Origin of the sequence: Pectobacterium carotovorum (assembly GCA_016415585.1) — a bacterium.
GTDB lineage: Bacteria > Pseudomonadota > Gammaproteobacteria > Enterobacterales > Enterobacteriaceae > Pectobacterium > Pectobacterium carotovorum_K.
Window position 1 is genome coordinate 2559268 of the sequence record CP066552.1, and the last position, 18446, is coordinate 2577713.

20 protein-coding genes are annotated in these 18446 nt (G+C 55.3%); 5 read left to right on the forward strand and 15 right to left on the reverse strand.

Annotated elements, in window-relative coordinates; genetic code table 11:
- On the forward strand, window positions 1-324 hold the full coding sequence (locus JFY74_11180; protein QQG26710.1) for a DNA-binding protein: 324 nt from the start codon (window positions 1-3) through the stop codon (window positions 322-324).
- Window positions 325-613: 289 nt separating this feature from the next.
- A complete protein-coding gene (locus JFY74_11185) occupies window positions 614-916 on the forward strand; it encodes a hypothetical protein (GenBank protein QQG26711.1) in 303 nt (100 codons plus the stop codon).
- Window positions 917-1103: 187 nt separating this feature from the next.
- Here the strand turns inward: JFY74_11185 and JFY74_11190 are convergent, their stop codons facing one another.
- From JFY74_11190 to JFY74_11240, 11 genes are all read right to left on the reverse strand, one after another.
- Entirely contained in the window at window positions 1104-2180 is a 1077-nt protein-coding gene (locus JFY74_11190; protein ID QQG30523.1) for a type III secretion protein HrpN, read from the reverse strand.
- A gap of 141 nt (window positions 2181-2321) precedes the next feature.
- Window positions 2322-2669, reverse strand: a complete 348-nt coding sequence (locus JFY74_11195; protein ID QQG26712.1) for a type III secretion protein — start codon at window positions 2667-2669, stop codon at window positions 2322-2324.
- Window positions 2662-2853, reverse strand: a complete 192-nt coding sequence (locus JFY74_11200) for a type III secretion protein HrpT (GenBank protein ID QQG26713.1) — start codon at window positions 2851-2853, stop codon at window positions 2662-2664. The genes JFY74_11195 and JFY74_11200 overlap by 8 nt, the downstream gene beginning before the upstream one ends.
- Before the next feature lie 27 nt (window positions 2854-2880).
- Window positions 2881-4950, reverse strand: coding sequence for a type III secretion system outer membrane ring subunit SctC (gene sctC / locus JFY74_11205; GenBank protein ID QQG26714.1), 2070 nt, complete (start codon window positions 4948-4950; stop codon window positions 2881-2883).
- Window positions 4943-5377: a type III secretion protein gene (locus tag JFY74_11210; protein ID QQG26715.1), complete on the reverse strand. Its 435-nt coding sequence runs from the start codon at window positions 5375-5377 to the stop codon at window positions 4943-4945. The genes sctC and JFY74_11210 overlap by 8 nt, the downstream gene beginning before the upstream one ends.
- Complete coding sequence (locus JFY74_11215; GenBank protein ID QQG26716.1) at window positions 5364-5588, reverse strand: type III secretion protein HrpF; 225 nt, start codon at window positions 5586-5588, stop codon at window positions 5364-5366. Before JFY74_11215 ends, JFY74_11210 begins: the two co-directional genes overlap by 14 nt.
- 146 nt (window positions 5589-5734) lie before the next feature.
- Window positions 5735-6334 carry a type III secretion system stator protein SctL gene (gene sctL, locus JFY74_11220; protein ID QQG26717.1) on the reverse strand — a complete coding sequence of 200 codons (600 nt, stop codon included), beginning with the start codon at window positions 6332-6334 and terminating at the stop codon, window positions 5735-5737.
- Between the two features lie 37 nt (window positions 6335-6371).
- Window positions 6372-7001, reverse strand: a complete 630-nt coding sequence (locus tag JFY74_11225; GenBank protein QQG26718.1) for a type III secretion protein — start codon at window positions 6999-7001, stop codon at window positions 6372-6374.
- Window positions 6998-7765: a type III secretion inner membrane ring lipoprotein SctJ gene (gene sctJ / locus JFY74_11230; protein ID QQG26719.1), complete on the reverse strand. Its 768-nt coding sequence runs from the start codon at window positions 7763-7765 to the stop codon at window positions 6998-7000. Before sctJ ends, JFY74_11225 begins: the two co-directional genes overlap by 4 nt.
- 6 nt (window positions 7766-7771) lie before the next feature.
- Window positions 7772-8143 (reverse strand): EscI/YscI/HrpB family type III secretion system inner rod protein, encoded by a 372-nt coding sequence (locus tag JFY74_11235; GenBank protein QQG26720.1) that lies wholly within the window; start codon window positions 8141-8143, stop codon window positions 7772-7774.
- A gap of 68 nt (window positions 8144-8211) precedes the next feature.
- Window positions 8212-8418 carry an Hrp pili protein HrpA gene (locus JFY74_11240; GenBank protein QQG26721.1) on the reverse strand — a complete coding sequence of 69 codons (207 nt, stop codon included), beginning with the start codon at window positions 8416-8418 and terminating at the stop codon, window positions 8212-8214.
- 345 nt (window positions 8419-8763) lie between these two features.
- Here JFY74_11240 and JFY74_11245 point away from each other — a divergent pair, with 345 nt between their 5' ends.
- Window positions 8764-10344 (forward strand): EAL domain-containing protein, encoded by a 1581-nt coding sequence (locus JFY74_11245; GenBank protein QQG26722.1) that lies wholly within the window; start codon window positions 8764-8766, stop codon window positions 10342-10344.
- Window positions 10345-10421: 77 nt separating this feature from the next.
- On the opposite strand, the gene JFY74_11250 is transcribed toward JFY74_11245, so the two are convergent.
- The 4 genes from JFY74_11250 to JFY74_11265 all read right to left on the reverse strand — a co-directional run bounded on the left by JFY74_11250 (window position 10422) and on the right by JFY74_11265 (window position 14810).
- The gene (locus JFY74_11250) at window positions 10422-11507 is read right to left on the reverse strand and encodes a sigma-54-dependent Fis family transcriptional regulator (GenBank protein QQG26723.1); all 1086 of its coding nucleotides are present in this window, start codon (window positions 11505-11507) and stop codon (window positions 10422-10424) included.
- Window positions 11508-11875: 368 nt separating this feature from the next.
- On the reverse strand, window positions 11876-12517 hold the full coding sequence (locus JFY74_11255; GenBank protein QQG26724.1) for a response regulator transcription factor: 642 nt from the start codon (window positions 12515-12517) through the stop codon (window positions 11876-11878).
- A 36-nt stretch (window positions 12518-12553) separates the two neighbouring features.
- Window positions 12554-14023, reverse strand: coding sequence for a PAS domain S-box protein (locus JFY74_11260; protein QQG26725.1), 1470 nt, complete (start codon window positions 14021-14023; stop codon window positions 12554-12556).
- A 241-nt stretch (window positions 14024-14264) separates the two neighbouring features.
- Entirely contained in the window at window positions 14265-14810 is a 546-nt protein-coding gene (locus tag JFY74_11265; protein ID QQG26726.1) for an RNA polymerase sigma factor, read from the reverse strand.
- Between the two features lie 328 nt (window positions 14811-15138).
- Here JFY74_11265 and sctW point away from each other — a divergent pair, with 328 nt between their 5' ends.
- Window positions 15139-16347, forward strand: coding sequence for a type III secretion system gatekeeper subunit SctW (gene sctW, locus JFY74_11270; GenBank protein QQG26727.1), 1209 nt, complete (start codon window positions 15139-15141; stop codon window positions 16345-16347).
- Window positions 16344-18446 (forward strand): type III secretion system export apparatus subunit SctV, encoded by a 2103-nt coding sequence (gene sctV / locus JFY74_11275; GenBank protein ID QQG26728.1) that lies wholly within the window; start codon window positions 16344-16346, stop codon window positions 18444-18446. Before sctW ends, sctV begins: the two co-directional genes overlap by 4 nt.

Sequence of the window (18446 nt, forward strand, 5' to 3'; positions counted from 1 at the left end):
ATGCCAAACACGATGACCTCTCCCGCACCGACACGCTGGGCGGATCTTGCCAGACAAGGCGGATACATTACGCCGGCGCAACGTGAATCGTTCACGCAGGCGATCCATTTAGTGAGAACACAGTTGAACACGGTACTCAGCCAGTCAGGATCGCTGCGACGGGGTGAGTTCGAGTTCGATGCCTTTGTGGACTCGCTGGAGCAGGATTTCCTGCATCAGGCCGACATCCATACGAAGAACGGGCTACATAGCGACGTGGCACAGACCTCGTTCTGGGTCGCCCGCCTGATCGCCGATCGTTTTATTGCGGTGCGTCAACTGTAATACGTGCGCCATACCGCACCGGGGAAAAGCCAGCCTGGGAAACCTGTGCTGGCTTTTTTTGCCGCAAGCCTAATGCAGCACGATAAATCAGAGGTTATAGTCTTTTGCATCACGCAAAATAATAGCGACATTTACGCTGCAGGCAGCGGCGAACAGCTTAGCTCAGAACGCCTTTCAGTTATCAACAGAACCCCGTAAAACAATCAGGAATGCGTGAGAATACACCTTGCCAGTCACTGTTCTGGCATAAGAAAGGTTTATCTGTTGTCATTTTATGGAGAAAATAGCGTTGAAAAACTCGACCAACAATATTGATGAATGGCTCAATAATGAGAATGATGATGTGGAGTATATTTATGCTCTGCATAATTTACTTTCCGGTTCAGCAGGCGCGTACGGATATAAAAGTGTCCCCGTTCACAACAATCATCATGCGGTACAAATCTCTTCCCCCAATCAGTCTGATGTCCTTATTTTGTCTTCACAGAAGGCTATTGATGAATGCAAACGACAACTACACAACATGTACTACGCAGGATATCCAGACATCGATTCTTGGTACAGAGATCGGAAAAACTCCGAAGATGAATAACCATTCGTTATAAATAAAAAACAGGCAATGGCATGTAGGATTTGGTATTAATCGCTGTAGCCTGATAACGAACATTACGTTCGACACCAGCATTTGCTATAAATAAAAAAGAACCCCGAGTAAAATAAATACGCGGGGTTCATCAATAATCAGGGCCGGGTTTCTCCCCAGCCCAGTCACTTTCCATTTAATCCGCGAGCTTCTTCAACCCCATATTGACGATACGGTCGCCGATCATCGCTGCATCAATACCCAGCGACGCGCCGCCGTTGCCGCGAGCGTGCAGGTTAGTGTTGCCGGTATCACCCGCTACCGCGCTCTTGATCATGCCAACCGCCTTCATGAATTTATCCATGCTGCCCTTGGTCATGCCGTCATCATCCGGTTTGCTCAGCGCTTTAGCCCAAGATTTGTCATCCTGCTTCGCCGTCTGCCAGTTATCTTTCTGGTATTCCGGCTTGCCGAAGACTTCAGGATATTGATCCATAAACTGACCAATCTCTTTCGCCATCTTACGGTCTTCTTTATCGACGAAGTAACGCGTCGGGCTGTCATTGTGCGTACTGATGTTGTTCAACTCCTGCAAACCGGCTTTTTGCCCGACGCTCATCCCCAGCGTGCTACCCAGCTGATTAAACGCACCCGCGCCGCTCAAGCCTTGCAGACCGTTATTACCCAATTGCAGCGGTGACGTTTGCCCTTTCGTCTGGCTCAGGCCGTTGCCCAGAATTGCGGACAGCGCATCGTTAACGCCTTGGGTATAGGCAGAAATTTCCGGCGACGACGGCTGTTTGTTGCCGAAAAGCCCACCCTGCTGCTGCTGCGACATCCCACCGCCCAGCAGATCTTCCAGCGCGCTAAACAACAGGCTACCCATCATGGCCGATGGATTCATAGCATTCATGCCAGCACCCAGCGCACCGCCTAATCCGCCGCCGAGCGCACTGCCCAGTCCACTACCAAGACTACTGCCGAGACCGCCCCCCAGTCCACCACCCAGCAAACCACCACCGAGTCCGCCCAGGCTGCTGCCTAAACCCCCAAGGCCACCGCTCATGCCGCCGCCCATCATGCTGCCCATGAACATCATGGTCGTCATGATATCGGACAGCTGTTCTGCGATGTTGCTACGCTGGCCACCAAACGCCGACTGCGATGGCGATCCGCCATTTTGTGAAGACTGAGATGGAAATAAACCGCCGTTACCACCCGCTTTGATCGTGATTTGCAGAGAAGCTCCGCCACCAAGAGAATTAAGCATAATGTTTCCTCAATGAATAAATGGGTTATGAAAGCGCCAATGATGTGCGGTCAGCCCGCGTGATTGTGACACTCCCCCATTAAGTGATTTCCTTGCGTACTCAGTTCCCGTCTTATGCACGAAAACGCATGATTTTTTCACGGTTCAGCGCGGCGGCAGACCGGCCAAACGCCACAGTTCATCGATTGCCGCAACCGAGTCAGTCAATATGGATAACGCGCGACATAACCGCAGATGTTGCTGTTCATCCAGGCTCAAGCTAATAGCAAACAGCGCGTCAGCCTCCAGAAAGCGGCGTTGTAAAATTTGCCGCAGCATTCCGGGGTAATGTCGCGCGGGAGCCAGCGTTAAGGTGAGTGTCGCCTGCCGCGCCGACACGGCCGTAAACCACAGCGTGACGCCCGGTTGTACCGTCCAACAAGCGGCCGGCGCCGTTTCCTGCGCCGCGAGAAAGTCATGCTGATTGTCGAATACCGCCGCTGGCTCACTCATCCACGCTGACCCTGCTGTAATCCGCCGGGCCGCTACGCAAATCGGGCTGCCACCAGATGATTAATTGCCGCGTTTCCGGCTGCGGACGACAGGTCACCGAGGCACAGTTGGCGACCTGCCGCGGGGCAGTGCAGGCGCTCAGCAGGAGTGCGATCAGCGCGACGGATAGTGCTTTATGATTCATGACAATTTCCTGTTTTAATTGAGATCGCTACTGAGATGTCAGCAGGTTACGTCGGGCTGGCTGGGGCGTCAGCGCGGGCTGCAACGCCAGGAACACCTCGCTGGACTCCCCCGGTGCCAGCGTCGTTTTCGGCCACACGGCCACCGCTAACGTGCGGCTACTGGCACAGGCGGCTTCATCAAAACGCTGCGGCTGTGTGCCGCCGTTACGCACGACGCCGACGCTCAGGCGTACCTGACCGTTGCCGTACCACTGATAGCGCGAACTGTCGTATATCAGGCCCGACTGCGAGCGGCACACCTCTCCCAATCGCGCACCTTTGCTGTCGGCCTGAAATCCGGCGGGAAGCTGGCGGCTGGCAAGATCGCGAAATGCGCCTTCAATCAGGCTGTAGAGATCCGTTTTACCGTTGCGTTGTGCGACGCGGTTCATCGCACCGTTCAACTGCTGGCGATTGGCGGAGGAAACATAGCGCGTGGGATCGGTTTGATCGCCGACCAGATGCGGCGTCAGGATAAACAGGCGCTCACGGCGCGAGACTTCATGACGCGTCGAGGTAAACAGTTGTCCCAGCAGCGGGATATCTCCGAGGATCGGAATGCGACGATCGCGGTCACCGCTTTCTTCAACATGAAAACCGCCCAACACCAGCGCGCGGTTTTCACCAATCAGCGCCTGCGTGCTGACGGTGCCGCGTTTCACACCGGAGGCCTCACCTTCACGCCCCGTCTCCACCTGACCGTCTTCGATGTCGATAACCAGTTGGATGCTGCGCTGCGTGCCTTCGCCGATCACACGCGGCGTCACTTGCAGGCTGGTTCCCGCCGTTACAGGCTGAATGTCCGCGACGCGCTCGCCCGTTGCCGTGATAAATGCTGTCCGGCTGAAATCGACAATCGCGGGCTGATTTTCCAGCGTCAGCACGGAAGGATTCGCAACGATGGAGGCTGTTCCTTCTCCTTCCAGCGCCTGAATATCGGCGAAGAAGCGTTTGAAATCGCTGACAAACAGGGTACTCCGCCCCATCATCATCGTGCTGCCCGCGCTCACATTGCCGAGCTGTGCCTGCCAGTTCGCTTCCAGCCGCGACAGGGCGGTCCGATCCACATCCAGAATAATGGCATCAATGTTGACCAGATTTTGCGGTACGTCGATATGCTCGACGAGCTGCTGGTACTCCGCCCGGCGTTTTTCATCATCCCGAATCAACAGCGCGTTATTACGCACATCGGCGGAAATCTTGCCGCTCAGCGTCACGCGGCCTGATGCCTCACCGTTGCGACCAGGGTTGTTACGCGTTGCCAGCCGGGTCATCAGCGAACGCGTACTGTCCCGCATCGCTTCCATGCCGTTATCTGGCTGCACGGGCACCGGGCCGGATGCGCCCGCCGGTGCCGCACGCTGACCATCCATCAACTCATTGAGAATAGTCGCGACGCCGGGAATCGTAACCTTCTGATCGCGATATTGCAGCGTCCGGTCAGATACCGAGGCATAGCGCAACGGAAAAATCATCACCTTGCGCCGTTCGTCCTGCTTTTCCCGCTGCTGGCTGAAATTACGGATCAGATCGATATATGCCTGCGGACCGGTGACCAGCACCACGCCCTCTTCCGGCAATTCCCCCCAGCCGAAGCGTGCATCGAGCAGCCCGATACCGCTGAGCGCCTGTTTGATATCGGGGGCGGCATCGGGGGAGATTTCCAGACGCACCGACGCCTGTTCATCCTGCGGGCTGACATACAGCGCATTGTTATACACAAACCACTGAAAACGGTGCTCCAGTGCCAGCCTGTCGAGAAACAGCGCGGGGTTATCCGCCCGAATTTTCGCCGTAACCTCATTGTCCGCAATATTGCCCAGCACCAAATCCACGCCGTGGCTGTTGGCAAAATCCGTCAAAATCGCAGACAGCGGCGTTTGCTCAGCAGAATAGGCATACGCGCCCTTGTTCCAGTCGGCTGGTGTGGCGGCATGCGCCAGTGAAATCATCCCGTTCACCGGGATAATCCCCATCAGCACTACCGCCCAGCAAAACCAGCGATAGACCGCCAGAAAAATGCTATACGATCGATGACGTATCAGTCCCTTACGCATGTCGTTCTCCTTGCAAAAAAGCCAGCGTGTTCAGATTCAGTGGCGCGGAAACGGGCGTTTTCGCACGCGGCGTAAGCAGGCTCAGCCAGACGTCCCGTTGGTTAAGTAAGGTTTCCAGGCTGCGGCACAGTTGCATAACATCATCGGCATCTGGCCGCATCCAGAGCCAGAACTGTTCATCCTGCGGTGAAAGCGACAGTATGGCGGTGTCATCCTGAAACTGGGCGTGGGCGGCATCGGATAGCTGTAATGCGCGCGCCAGCATCGGTTCATCTGGCAACGCGCGCAGCGGAATGGCCGCGCTGCACGCTACACCCAACGACTGCCGCACAAGTGCCACCGCGCCGCCGTCAATGTCCAACTGTAACGTCGGCGTCCCGCCGTTTAGCCAACGCTCCAGCATCGCGGCCAACTCAGTTGAAGTCATTGATGATGGCCTTTGCCAAGCCGTGTTTCACGCTCAACAGTTGCCCGACCGCCCAGCTGGCGTTGGAATAATCCATGCTAGCTTCAAAAAAGGCATAACTGTCTGCCTGACTGGCTCCGCCTTCGGCAACATTCAACGCAATATCATCCAGCTGTTGCTGCGAATCGACCAGGTGCGCGTCAAGGCGACGCTGAATGGGGTTAAGGGACATAGCACGCTCTCCTCATAGGGTAATTTCCTCACAACACGGTTTGGGTCGTTGACCTGACGTTTTGGCCGTTACCTAAACGTTCTCGTCATTGACTCAATAGTGAGTGGTTAATCCCGGCGTGCAGTTCCCATTAGCAGGCAGTGATTTCACATCGCGGCGGGATACTCAGGAGGAATGAGCTGCGCCGTCGCCTGCCGCCAGCTCAGCGACATCACGCCATGCGCCGTAATCAGCTTCATAGCATCGCTATCCAGCGTGTCATCGCTGGCGAGACGCCACTCAAGATGCGCATGGGCATCCAGCCAGTGCTGCACATCGGCAAGCTGGGCGGGATGGCAGTACAGCGTTCCCCGGCTCTCTCCCTGCTGTTGCTTCAGCAGTTGCCGTAATAAAGCGTGATGACGCGACGGTGCAGGCGTTTTATCCAGCAACTGCGCCAGCGCATCGCGCAGCAGCTGTCCGGCTTGCGTAATCATGATCTTTTCCAGATCCATTCGGTCTTGTCGAACACCCTGTAATAGCGCGTTTGCCTGCTGCCAGAATTCCGCTTCTGCGTGTTCCACCGCCTGCTCACAGAGCGTTCGGGCACGGTCGTGCGCCTGCGCCACAATCGTCTCGGCCTGCGCATTGGCCTCTTCCCAGAGTGTCCGACTGCGACGATGCGCCGCGACGCGCTCCGCCGGAATAATCACCGTTTCATCCCGACTCGCGCCGGGTAATGTCGCAAACGTCTTCGTCGTCAGCATGCTTCGTCCTTAGCAAAATGAATAGAAATAAGGAAGGTTATGTGGGGGTCGATGCCTTCCAAATCAGAGCATCGCACAGTGCATTCAGCCGGGCGGCGGGCAATGACATCGTCGAGACATGGCAAGGATGTTCCCAGTCACCGGGCCAATCGCGAGGAAAAAGTAGCCGCAGACGCGGCCAGCACGTTTCACCATAGCGAATGCGCAGCAGCGTCAGCGCATCCTGATAGCTCGTGGCAGTTGGCGTCGACGATAAGGCAGAAAAGGTGACCGCTGACGGTAGCCATAAGCCCGGCCGCAGCGCCTTTGCCAGCCGCTCGCACCATATGCCTTCCGCGTCCGAGCGATCAGGATTGCGTACGGGCTGACACACCCGCGCCATCAGCCGCAATACCGTTTCCCGCTGCGCCGTATCCAGCGCCCCCATTTGCATCAGTGAAGCCAGCGGATCCGGCGGCAACACAGACGGCAGAGAAAAATGACGATGAAGCTGCACCGTGTTCACATGCAGCCAGTCGCGGCGCAGCGGCGAGTCGGGCAACCTCACCTTCCCGACCCACCAACTGGGATCAGCTTGTAACAAGCAATCCTCTACCCACCAGGTCAGCCAGGCAAGCGGTGTGAGGTCGCCCGACTCATGCCGTTGGCGTTGCGCTTGTATGGTCATGGTGACGATACTTCCTTCGCTTTTTTCTGCTGCCATTGTCGTAGGTAAGGCGCACCAATGCACCAGCCTAATAGCCCAGCTAGCATTAGGCCAAATAGCCCAGTGCTCCACTGCCAGCGCCGCATCTCATCCGGCGTGAGCGTAAACGGCCCCAGCGTAACCACGGGGATCGTGTCCTGATACGGTTCTGCCGGAACAAAGACGATCGCCAGTTCTTTATCATCCTTGCCAGACAGACCGGGAATGCTGCTGGCGACCATACGACGGATGCGCTGCTCCATCCCATCGGGCTCCAGCTCGGCACGGTATTTGATAAACACCGCCGCCGAGGCTGGCTGAACCGGCTCGCCGGGAGCAATACGTTCGGGCAGCACCACATGCACCCGCGCCACCAGCACGCCGTCGATCTGCGCCAGCGTCGCCTCCACTTCCTGCGACAGAGCGTAGATATAGCGGGCGCGCTCTTCCAGCGGCGTCGAGATCACACCGCTTTTCTGAAAGACCTCGCCCAGATTGGTACGCGATTGCTTCGGTAAACCCGCCGCATTCAGAATATTGACGGCACGTTCCATGTTTTTTGCATCGATCACCAGCGTGACGCCAGTTTTATCCACCCGTTTCTCCGCGCCGATCTGATAGCGGCCAAGCATCGAAATCGCTTCGTTGGCATCGTTCTCCGACAGCCCACGATTCAGCTCAATCGGCTCGCCGCAGCCGGTCAATAGCCCGATCAGCAGAAGAAACACTCGCTTATCGATTTTCATAGGCCGCTACTGTAAGTTGGTGAGTTTTTCCAGACTTTGTACACTTTTCGCCACCAGTTTGGCGCTCAGCAGACTTTCCAGATAGAACGACGACAGCGTTCGGGTCGCATCCAGTACATCCTTTGGATTATTGGAGCGCATCGACTGGCTTACATCGCGTTCGGCGGATTTAAAAACGCCGTTCAATCCCTGAGATTTTTCCGCCAGTGCGCCCAGCCACTGGCTGTTGCCGCTTTCTGCCGTCATCGGTGCTGACGACAGCGCCGCGCTAAACCAGGACACATCCTGATTGGTGGCGGAAGAGGAAAAAGACGTACCGTTGTCCGCCAGCGGAGCATCCCCCGGCAGGGGCAGCGTAGTAGCGTGGTTGATTTTCATGGTGTGAATTCCATCGCGGACGGGATAAAAATAAAGCCGGAGCAAAGCTCCGGCTCGTTGCATCACGATCAGAACTGGATGGCTTTCGCCGCTTTCTGCCCGGAGTTCAGTGATTTGGACGCGGAATCCATCTGACCATCCAGAATGGAGTTTTCCGTATCCAGCGCAATTTTCTGTGCCTGAGCGCCCGCAGCACGGGTCAAAGAACCGGCCATCGCGGTATCCAGAGTCTGAGAAGCCGCCTGAGATGCAACCTGAGAAAGTCCTAAAGCCATGATATATCTCCAAATATAATGAATGTTTACGGTAGTGAACTGTCATGCTGTACATACAGTCATCTTGTTCATTCATTAAGTGGGAGAGCGGGTCAGTGAGTTCCAACTAAAAGGAAATTCTTTCTGTAATGTCATTCGAGAGGAAGAACTAGCCTAGTTTTATCTGTGTTTCCGACCGTTAGTCATGATGGATTTTCTTTTAGAATAATAGAAAGCGTTATTACCTTACCGAAAGGCCGTACGTTGTTTCTGATTTTCAGAAACGTTTTTATGCTGTGCAACTGGCAAGGAGGCGATACCTGAACCCATGCCGTACTATTCCCGTCACGCTGCCAAATGGTCGCTATGCTCACCTTAACTACCAACACCGGATTGTGGCTCAGACTTGTTTTGATTTCATTTGGCAGCGCATTGCTGGCTCTGTTTATTGGGCAAGGGATTCTAGCTAGGCTGGAGCAAACACAACTGCTGAACTACAGCCAGGAAGTGCTCAAGCAGGGAACCGACGTCGCTCATGAAGGTCGGGAAACGATTAACCGAGTGCTGACGCTGGGTAACACCCCGTGCTCCAGTGCCGATCTGAAAGAATTGCGCCTGATCTCTTTTTATTCTGTTTATCTGCGGGATATTGGGCGTATCAAAGACAACTATCTTATCTGTTCAGCAGGCTGGGGAATCCTTAACCCACCGATTTATCTGCTGCCACCGAACCTGACGACCCCCGATGGCGTACAGCTGTGGACGGCAATGAAAGATGTGATTGACCCGCGAATTACCGCAGATATGGCAAGCCTCAACGGTGTGGTCACCATCACCGCCGCCGCCGCATTCCGCCATTTTATTCAGCCGCCCGCCGACTACAGCGCCATGTTGACAACGCATAATCTGGATCACGTCTATCAAACGTTTGGCAACATCGATCTCCCTGCATTCAAGAAGACGCAACATCAGGATAATTCATGGCTGGCCATGGGAAAACGGCAGACGTTTTTCTGCGCGTCGAATGTGAATATCTGTGTACTGGCTCAGTTGGATTCCGCAGGAATCCTATATCGTCCGTGGTATATCATCGCTTTGCTGTTTTTTGTCGGTGCGCTAGTCGGTGCCAGTTTTACGCTGTCCTATCAGCTCTACGACGATCGGCACCATGCTTTGCCATCACAGCTAAAACGTGCAATCAAACACCAGCGGTTTCAGGTGCATTATCAGCCGCTAATCAGCCTGCCACAGCGCGCCATTATTGGCGTAGAGGCGCTAGCGCGTTGGAAAAACGAGCGGGGTGAAAACGTATCGCCAGAGTTTTTCATCGGCATCGCAGAAAAAATGGGGTACTCAGCCGAGCTAACCCGCATCATTACGCGTCAGGCGCTGCATGATATGCAGCCGTACCTCACGCAGGAAACGCCTTTTCTTCTCAGCATTAACCTGTCCGTCTCCGACATTATTTCGCCCGATTATCATCACTTCCTACAGCAAATGTGTGACGAACTGGGGATAGACAGAACACGTATTATGTTGGAACTCACCGAGCGGTCGAGTACATCCCATAAGACGCTGGCAGACGGCCTTGAGGCCTTACGACATTCGGGCTATAAGGTCGCGCTTGATGATTTCGGCACGGGCTACTCCAACCTCGATTATCTGAGCCACTTACCGTTCGATATGATCAAGATCGACAAGATTTTTGTCGACGCCATCGGCACAGGCACGGTTAATGCCGCCATGGCCGATCTGTTATTTACTCTGATCAAAAAACTCGACGTCCCGGTGATCATCGAAGGGGTGGAAACGCGCGAGCAAGCCGCCTACATCCTGCAACAGTGCCCGTCGGCGATTATGCAAGGATGGTATTTCAGTAAGGCGGTGGCATTGCACGATTTACCGGACATCCGTCACTATCTGTGTCCGCCGATAGAAACGGTGTAGACAGAAACGATGTAAATAGAAACGGTGTAACCTGAAGGCAGGCCTCTCCCCCAAAACAGACCTGCCATCTTCAGCCCTCATGCCTGACAGGCTTCTCCGCCCCCTGAGCACATTTCTCGCGCCGTCACGTTCAGCACTTTCAGGCGGTGATAGAGCGTCCGCTTGGGGATCCCCAGTTCCACGATCACATCGTCAATACAGTGGTCGTGGCGGCGCAGCGCATCCTGAATCAGAAATTTTTCAATCCGCTTTAAGCGGTCTTTCAGTTGCAAAGGACGCGGGTGCAGCAGCGGCTGAATTTCAGCCAAAGGCGACAGCCCCAGCGCCCAGCGATCCGCCGCAGCTTTCAACTCGCGGATATTGCCCGGCCAGCTGTGGGTCAGCAGCTGTTCGTCAATGTCCGCCGTCATCGGCGGCAGCGTCATTTTCAGGCGTACTGCCGCTTCCTGACTAAAACGCTGAAATAGCGGCAGAATAAGATCGCTGCGGGAACGCAGCGTCGGCAGTTGAATCTTTACCGTATCCAGACGGAAATAAAGATCGCGGCGAAACAGCCCTTTTTCCACCAGTTGCAGCAGCGGCGTTTGCGTCGCCACAATCACGCGCATATCAACAGGCGTGAACTGGGTGCTTCCCAGTCGCTTTACACCACGGCTTTCCAACACGCGCAGCATCTTGGCCTGCAGCGTCATAGGCATACTGTCGATCTCATCCAGAAACAGAATTCCCTTGTCCGCACTTTCCAGATAGCCAGCGCGGGAACGATTTGCGCCGGTATAAGCGCCCGAGACCACACCAAACAGTTCGCTTTCAGCCAGATTTTCCGGCACGGCCGCACAGTTCACCGCGACCAGAGGGCCACTGCATCGAGAAAGTTGATGAATGCGGTTCGCCAGTGTGTCTTTCCCTGTGCCAGTTTCACCTTCGAGAACGATATCGACATTGAGAGGCGCAATAACATTGATGATGGGCGAGAGCGATGAATGAATATCCTCTGCTGTGTGTGTGGAATGTCCCGACGATGGCGGGAAATAGTCTACTGATGACCGAGCTTTTTCTAATGAGGGCTTTTCTAATGATGAAGGCGCTAATGGTGAATGCTCTGATAACGAATGCGCTAATGAAGAAGCGTGCTGTCTGTCCTGACGGTAATAATAACTCATTAACTACTCCTGAAGCCCAGACGGGCTAACTGACTGCCTTCCATAACGTGGTGCCCTACCGTGCATCTGTCGCGTTTCTCCGCATAACGCAGGCCAATGCATCTCCAGTAGAACGATGATAAGCATTACCGCCATTGAATAATGAAACCATCAGGCATCGCTGAACATCAGGTAGGAATTCCAGAGGAATTTGTAGGGAAATACCTACAAAAAAAGATCAACATAAGCAAAAACAGTCCGTTACCTTCCTAAACAATTAGCAGGAAAACGAAAAGATGTCGTAAGGAAAGCGTAAGCTTCAGCAAAAGGGATTCACCGACTGTTGAATCCCTTTTATCTGTTGTTTTTCGCACAGCGTATTCCCATCGCTAGGGAATCAGCTTCTTGCTAACGACATACTTCACAATTTCCACGTTGGTGCTGAACTGCATTTTCTCCATCAGACGTGCCTTGTGGGTGCTGACCGTTTTGTTGCTGATGGCCAACTCATTGGCGATGGCGTTGATGCCCATCCCCTGCGCAAACATAATCATGATTTGGTGCTCTCTGGCCGTCAGCACATCATGCTCGGCTCTGCCGCCCTCCGCGTAGTTGGAAAACACCAGTTGCTCGGCAATCGTGTGGTCGATATAGCGAGCGCCCTGTGCCACGCGTCGGATCGCTGCTAGCAGCGCTTCCGGGTCTTTATCTTTGGTGATGTAACCTCTGGCACCACTCTTCAGCGCATGCTGCGCAATTTGCGCTTCGCTGTACATGCTGAGCACCAGAATCGGCAGACGCGGATATTGCGCCACCACGCGTGAAATCAGCGCTTCACCGCTGATACCGGGCATCGACATATCCAGCAGCAGTAAATCGGGCGTCACGCTGCGCAGCTGCGCCAGCACCTGTGCGCCATTTCCCGCTTCGGCGACGACGCTCAGCGAGTCATCCAACGCAAAGATCTGCTTGAGCCCTTCCCGCATGATGACGTGATCGTCGGCGATCATTAAACGTATTGGTTTGCCCATCGCTCATCTCTTCCTTTTGTTATTCTTATCCCGCCGTTAGCGGGTATAGCCATTTTTAGGAAACGTTAGCTGCACCAACGTGCCTTTGCCGGGCGCGCTTTCAATAACCACTTCACCTCCCAGCATCCGTCCACGCTCTTTCATGCTCATGAGTCCAAAGGCATTTTTATTTTTAGCGCGAGAATCAAAACCTTTGCCGTTGTCCTTGGTGCACAGCACCACGCAGTCCGGCTGGTTATCCAGCGTAATGATTACCTGTGTGGCGGCGGCGTAGCGCGCCACGTTAGTCAACGACTCCTGCGCGACGCGGAAGGCCGCCGTGGTGCTTTCGTCATTAAGCGCCAACGGTTCTCCCAACGTTCGCAGCAGACAGGTTGCGCTGTAATGCCGGTTAAATTCGTCGCACAGCCATTCCAGTGCAGGCGTCAGCCCCATATTCAGTACATTCGGCCTGAGCCGGGTCGAAACGTTGCGCACCACCTGGATCGTTTGGTCCGCCAGCTGCATCAGCTTTTGCAAATGCGCCTGCATCTCTGGGTTTTCCTTGGCAAAACACATACGCATGAGCGACAGGCTCATGCGAATCGTGGTCAGGTGCTGCCCCAGCTCATCGTGAATTTCCTGAGCGATATGCTTACGCTCTTCTTCGCGTGAAATCTCACGCTGGCGCGCCAATAAACGTAGTTGCATGTGCGAATCGGCCAGTTTCTTCTCCGCATAGCGAATCGCCGTAATGTCCCGTCCGACGGTCAGAATGGACACCAGCGCGCCGTGCTGATCGAACTCGGGCACGCAGCGAATATGGTGAATATGGTGATGCCGTTGCTCACCTCTCCCCAGTTCTTCCATGACTTCGCCTTCCGCACTGCTGCGGGTATCGACAACCAGCCGCACCAGCTGTTCCATGCGGATCGCACAGCCCACACCGGGCATCAGTTCCGTAATCATACGACCCCGAAGTTGCTCTATGGTGAAATCCAGATGTTTCAGACTGGCGGGGTTGGCGTACAGGCAATTCAGGTTGGCATCGAAGCGGATAATCAAATCCGGCGTGTTCTCAACCAGCGCGCGAAATTCCTGTTCTCGCGCGTAAGCCAACTGTTCAATATGTCTACGTTCCCTGATATCTCTGACTACACACATGTTGTAGCTACGTCCTCTGTGTTGGAAATGCGTGAGATTGACCTCGACCGGAATCGCCATGCCATTGCGGGTAAGGTGCCTGGTTTCAAACGTGGTGCCGACGCCCGATGCGTACTTCTGAAACCAGTCGGGCGAGCTATGCTCAGCGACCCAGTCGGGATCGATATCGGCAACGCTCAAATGCATAAATTCCGTAATGCTGTAGCCCAGCGTCTGGCTGGCTGCTTCATTGACGTAACAAAAACGCTGATCTTCATTGACGATATAAATCGCGTCCTTGATGCGGCCAAATGCAAAATCCACCAGTTCAAGCTCGGGGGCTTTGGTTTTCTCATCGGAACGAAAGGGTTGGGTGAACATCATTGCCATCTCCTTATTTGAATTAAGACTGTTGTGCAGCCACCCGCCGTGCAGGTAGCGCAATACGGCGTCTCAACATTCCAGAAGATGGACAGGGAACCCTGCAACGGCATCAATGCGACCTGATATCACGGCGTGCGACCACGAACTGAACGGCAACCGCCATCATTAAATAAAGCGGTTACCACCTCAGTCAGTGAAAAACGGCGGGTGCAGGCGCGTCCTTTCGTCCCGTGAAATGCCGTCAGGATTCTACGGCCTGACGAATCACACTTCGGGCACGAGACAGCCGCGACCGCACCGTACCGATCGGGATCTCCAACTGCAACGCGAGATCCTGATAGCTGGCATCGGTATCCAGCAATTGCATCAGCATCTGACGGGTATCTTCAGGCAGTGAGACGATGGCATCCATCGCGCGTTTCAATGCCCGCTGGCTTTCGGTGATAGCGCCGGGATCGAGATCTATCGCGATATGTTCCAGCATCTCATCGCCCATTTCCTGAGCGCGCTGGCGTGCCTGCTTGAAATAATTGCGAACCAGGTTGAGGGCAATACCGAATACCCACGTTTCCGGCCGCGATGCTCCCGCAAATTTATCCTGATGTTTGAGCACTTCCAGATAGGTCATTTGCTGTAAATCCTCCACGTCGTCACGGTTGCTGACGCGCTTGCGGATAAAGTTATGCAATTTCTTTCCGTGTTGACGAAACACCTGTTCCCAATCGACAGATAACGCTGGGTAAAGCGAAGGGGTCTGTTCGATGTGTTTCAGGGTAGACATTTCCATTTGCTGACTCTCCGTTGTTGTGCCCCATTTGGCAAAAACGGAAGAGCAAGCCTTGTGCCAGCCCGGAATAATTTTTATCACACTGATTTTTAATCAGTTATTTTTCACTTTGCTTTTTATCACGCCACTTGTTGCCAACGTCAGCGGCGTGAAATTGCAAGTTCTTGCAATCAGTAAAACGACATTTAATTCAATCCGCCATCAAATTCGGCCTGCTCCGATGACTTCACGTCGGGGAACCCATCCTTTTCTACGTCCACACAGCAATACATTCATACCGCTGCACGTTCACACCACGACACGTAGTCGATTTATTCAGGATGACATCATGATCAAAATGCCGACTGTCCTTCCCCCCAACAGCGCCCTGCCGCGCCCAGTCGTCGTGGATGACGATCCCGTGCCACAGGCCGCGGTGCAGCAGACAAGTTCTCACCATGCTTCCCCCGGTTCGCCGTTATCCACCTCGATGGAGGAAGTGGCGATGGCATTTGGCGAGCAAGCTGAGCGAAGAAGCAAATCGCTGAATCGGCGCCACATCGCCCAGCAACCGGACGCGCGCGCGACCGCCAATGTCGAACGGATTGAGAAACTGACCGAATTGTTCAGGATGCTGGAAAATCCGTCGCAAAGTACGCTCGATCAGCAACTGAGCCGCCTGCGCGATCTGCTGATGCAGCAAGGTTCGCCGTCGCTTGAAGCGGTGCTGGAAGCCGCAGGCAACGATCCGGCGCGTGGGGATATCCTGCTGCGCCACATCCAGCAGCAGTCTCCCCAACAGCCCGAGCTGACGGCGGCGGCAGAAAGTGCGCTACAGCAGTTGCATCAGGAGAAAGGGCCGGAAGTCCGAGCCGGTTTGAATACGGCAACGGCCATTGCGCTGTTCAGCACTCAGCCGGAACAAAAACAGGCGATGCGCGAGCTGTACTACCAAAAAATCGTACATCAGCAGTCGGCCAGCGCGCTGCTGGATTCCCTGCTGGAACGCTTTGACGCCGCGACCTTTTCCATTGGGCTGCGCACGTTGCAGCGGGCGCTGGCGGCGGATATTGCCTCGCTGACGCCGTCGATTTCGAAAGCCGTACTCAGCAAAATGCTGAGCAACCTCAACGATTCCCGCCACCTGAGCCATACGCTGTCATCCAGCCAGACGCTGCTCACTCGGCTAGCGAACAAAGTGCCCGCCTTTACGCTCGGTGCCGTGGAGCTAACCCGCCGCCTGATTGGCCTGAGCGCCAACGGTGCCTATGCCCGCGACCTGCATAATCTCGGGCGGGAAGTGGCCGGTACGCAGGTGCAACATCAGGCGATGTTTTTCAGCGCCCTGCTACCGCTCGTCAGCGACCTGCCGCATCCGCTGTGGCGAGACAGTAAAAACCGGCAAACGGCGATCCAACTGATACGCGGCATGATTGGCGATATCGCTCAATATGAAAAACAGCAGGCCAAAAGCACTCAGCATGATGAACTGACGCAGCGTGATACCGCATCGCGGCACAAACAGGATGCACGCGACTCGGATAAGGAGCAGCCATGAATTTGTTAATTATCTGGCTGAACCGCATTGCGCTGAGCGCGATGCAGCGTTCGGAGGTCGTTGGCGCGGTCATCGTGATGTCCATCGTCTTCATGATGATCATCCCGCTGCCCACCGGACTGATCGATGTGCTGATCGCGCTCAATATCTGCGTCTCTTCCCTGCTGATCGTGCTGGCAATGTATCTGCCCAAGCCGCTAGCTTTCTCGACGTTTCCGGCGGTGCTGCTGCTGACCACCATGTTCCGGCTGGCGATCTCCATTTCCACCACCCGCCAGATTTTGCTCCAGCAGGACGGTGGCCATATCGTCGAAGCCTTCGGTAACTACGTGGTGGGCGGGAATCTGGCGGTCGGTCTGGTGATTTTCCTTATTCTGACGGTGGTGAACTTTCTGGTGATCACCAAAGGCTCCGAGCGCGTGGCCGAGGTGGCAGCGCGCTTCACGCTTGATGCGATGCCCGGTAAACAGATGTCCATCGACAGCGATCTGCGTGCCGGATTAATCGAAGCCCATCAGGCACGGCAGCGGCGGGAAAATCTGGCAAAAGAAAGCCAGCTATTCGGGGCGATGGACGGCGCGATGAAGTTCGTTAAAGGCGATGCCATTGCGTCGCTGGTGATCGTGTTCATCAACATGATCGGCGGCTTCGCCATCGGCGTGTTGCAACACAACATGGCCGCCTCCGATGCGATGCACGTCTACTCAGTCTTGACCATCGGCGACGGTCTGATCGCCCAGATTCCGGCCCTGCTGATCTCGCTGACCGCCGGGATGATCATCACGCGCGTCTCAGCCGACGGGCAAAAAGTGGATGCCAATATTGGCCGCGAAATTGCCGAACAGCTCACCAGCCAGCCCAAAGCGTGGATCATCTCCTCCATCGGCATGTTTGGCTTTGCGCTGCTGCCGGGAATGCCGACGCTAGTGTTTGTCGCCATCAGTCTGGCCTCACTCGGCAGCGGTCTGTTTCAGCTCTGGCGCATCAAACAACAGGGCCAACTCGATGCCAACCAGTTGGAAGCGGACAATATGCCCGCTGAACAGAACGGCTATCAGGATCTGCGGCGCTTCAACCCCACGCGCGCCTATTTGCTGCTGTTTCATCCGGTCTGGCAAGGGCAGCCAACGGCGACGGCGCTGGTACAGAATATCCGCCGCCTGCGTAACAAGCTGGTCTATCGTTTTGGCTTTACGCTGCCGTCCTTTGATATCGAATTCAGCGATCGGCTAGCGGAAGATGAATTTCAGTTTTGCGTCTACGAGATTCCCTACGTTAAAGCCACGTTTGTCACCGACCAGTTGGCCGTTGCCAGCGGTGCCGTCGAACCGACTGATGCCGCCCTCGCCACGCCCGGCCCCACGCTACGGGATGAAAGTCAGTGGCTCTGGCTGCCGCTGGCACATGTCGCGCAGCAGCCCGACGACGTGCCGCGCTGGACGTCAGATGAGCTGATTCTGGCGCGCATGGAACAGGCCATTCACCGCACCGGTTCACAGTTTATTGGTTTGCAGGAAACCAAATCCATTCTGGCCTGGCTGGAGAGCGAACAGCCGGAACTGGCGCAGGAGCTTCAGCGCATCATGCCACTCTCGCGTTTTGCCAGCGTGCTGCAACGGCTGGCTTCCGAACGTGTCCCCCTGCGGTCGGTGCGCCCCATCGCCGAGGCGCTGATTGAAGTCGGCCAGCACGAACGGGACACGCTGGCGCTGACCGACTACGTGCGTCTAGCGCTTAAATCGCAAATCTGCCACCAGTACAGCGACGAAAACAACCTTTCCGTCTGGCTGCTGACACCGGAAAGCGAAGAGCTGCTGCGCGATGCGCTGCGCCAGACGCAGAACGAAACTTTCTTCGCCCTGACGCAGGACTACGCCTCCACGCTGCTCGGTCAGCTGCGGCAGGCGTTTCCGCCGCTCTCATCGCAGCGCAGTCTGGTGCTGGTGGCACAGGATTTACGCAGCCCGCTGCGCACGCTGTTGCAGGACGAATTTCACCACGTTCCGGTGCTGTCCTTCACCGAACTGGAATCCACCCTGTCGATCAACGTCATTGGACGTCTCGATCTGTACGACTCCCCCGATCCCTTTAGCGCATAG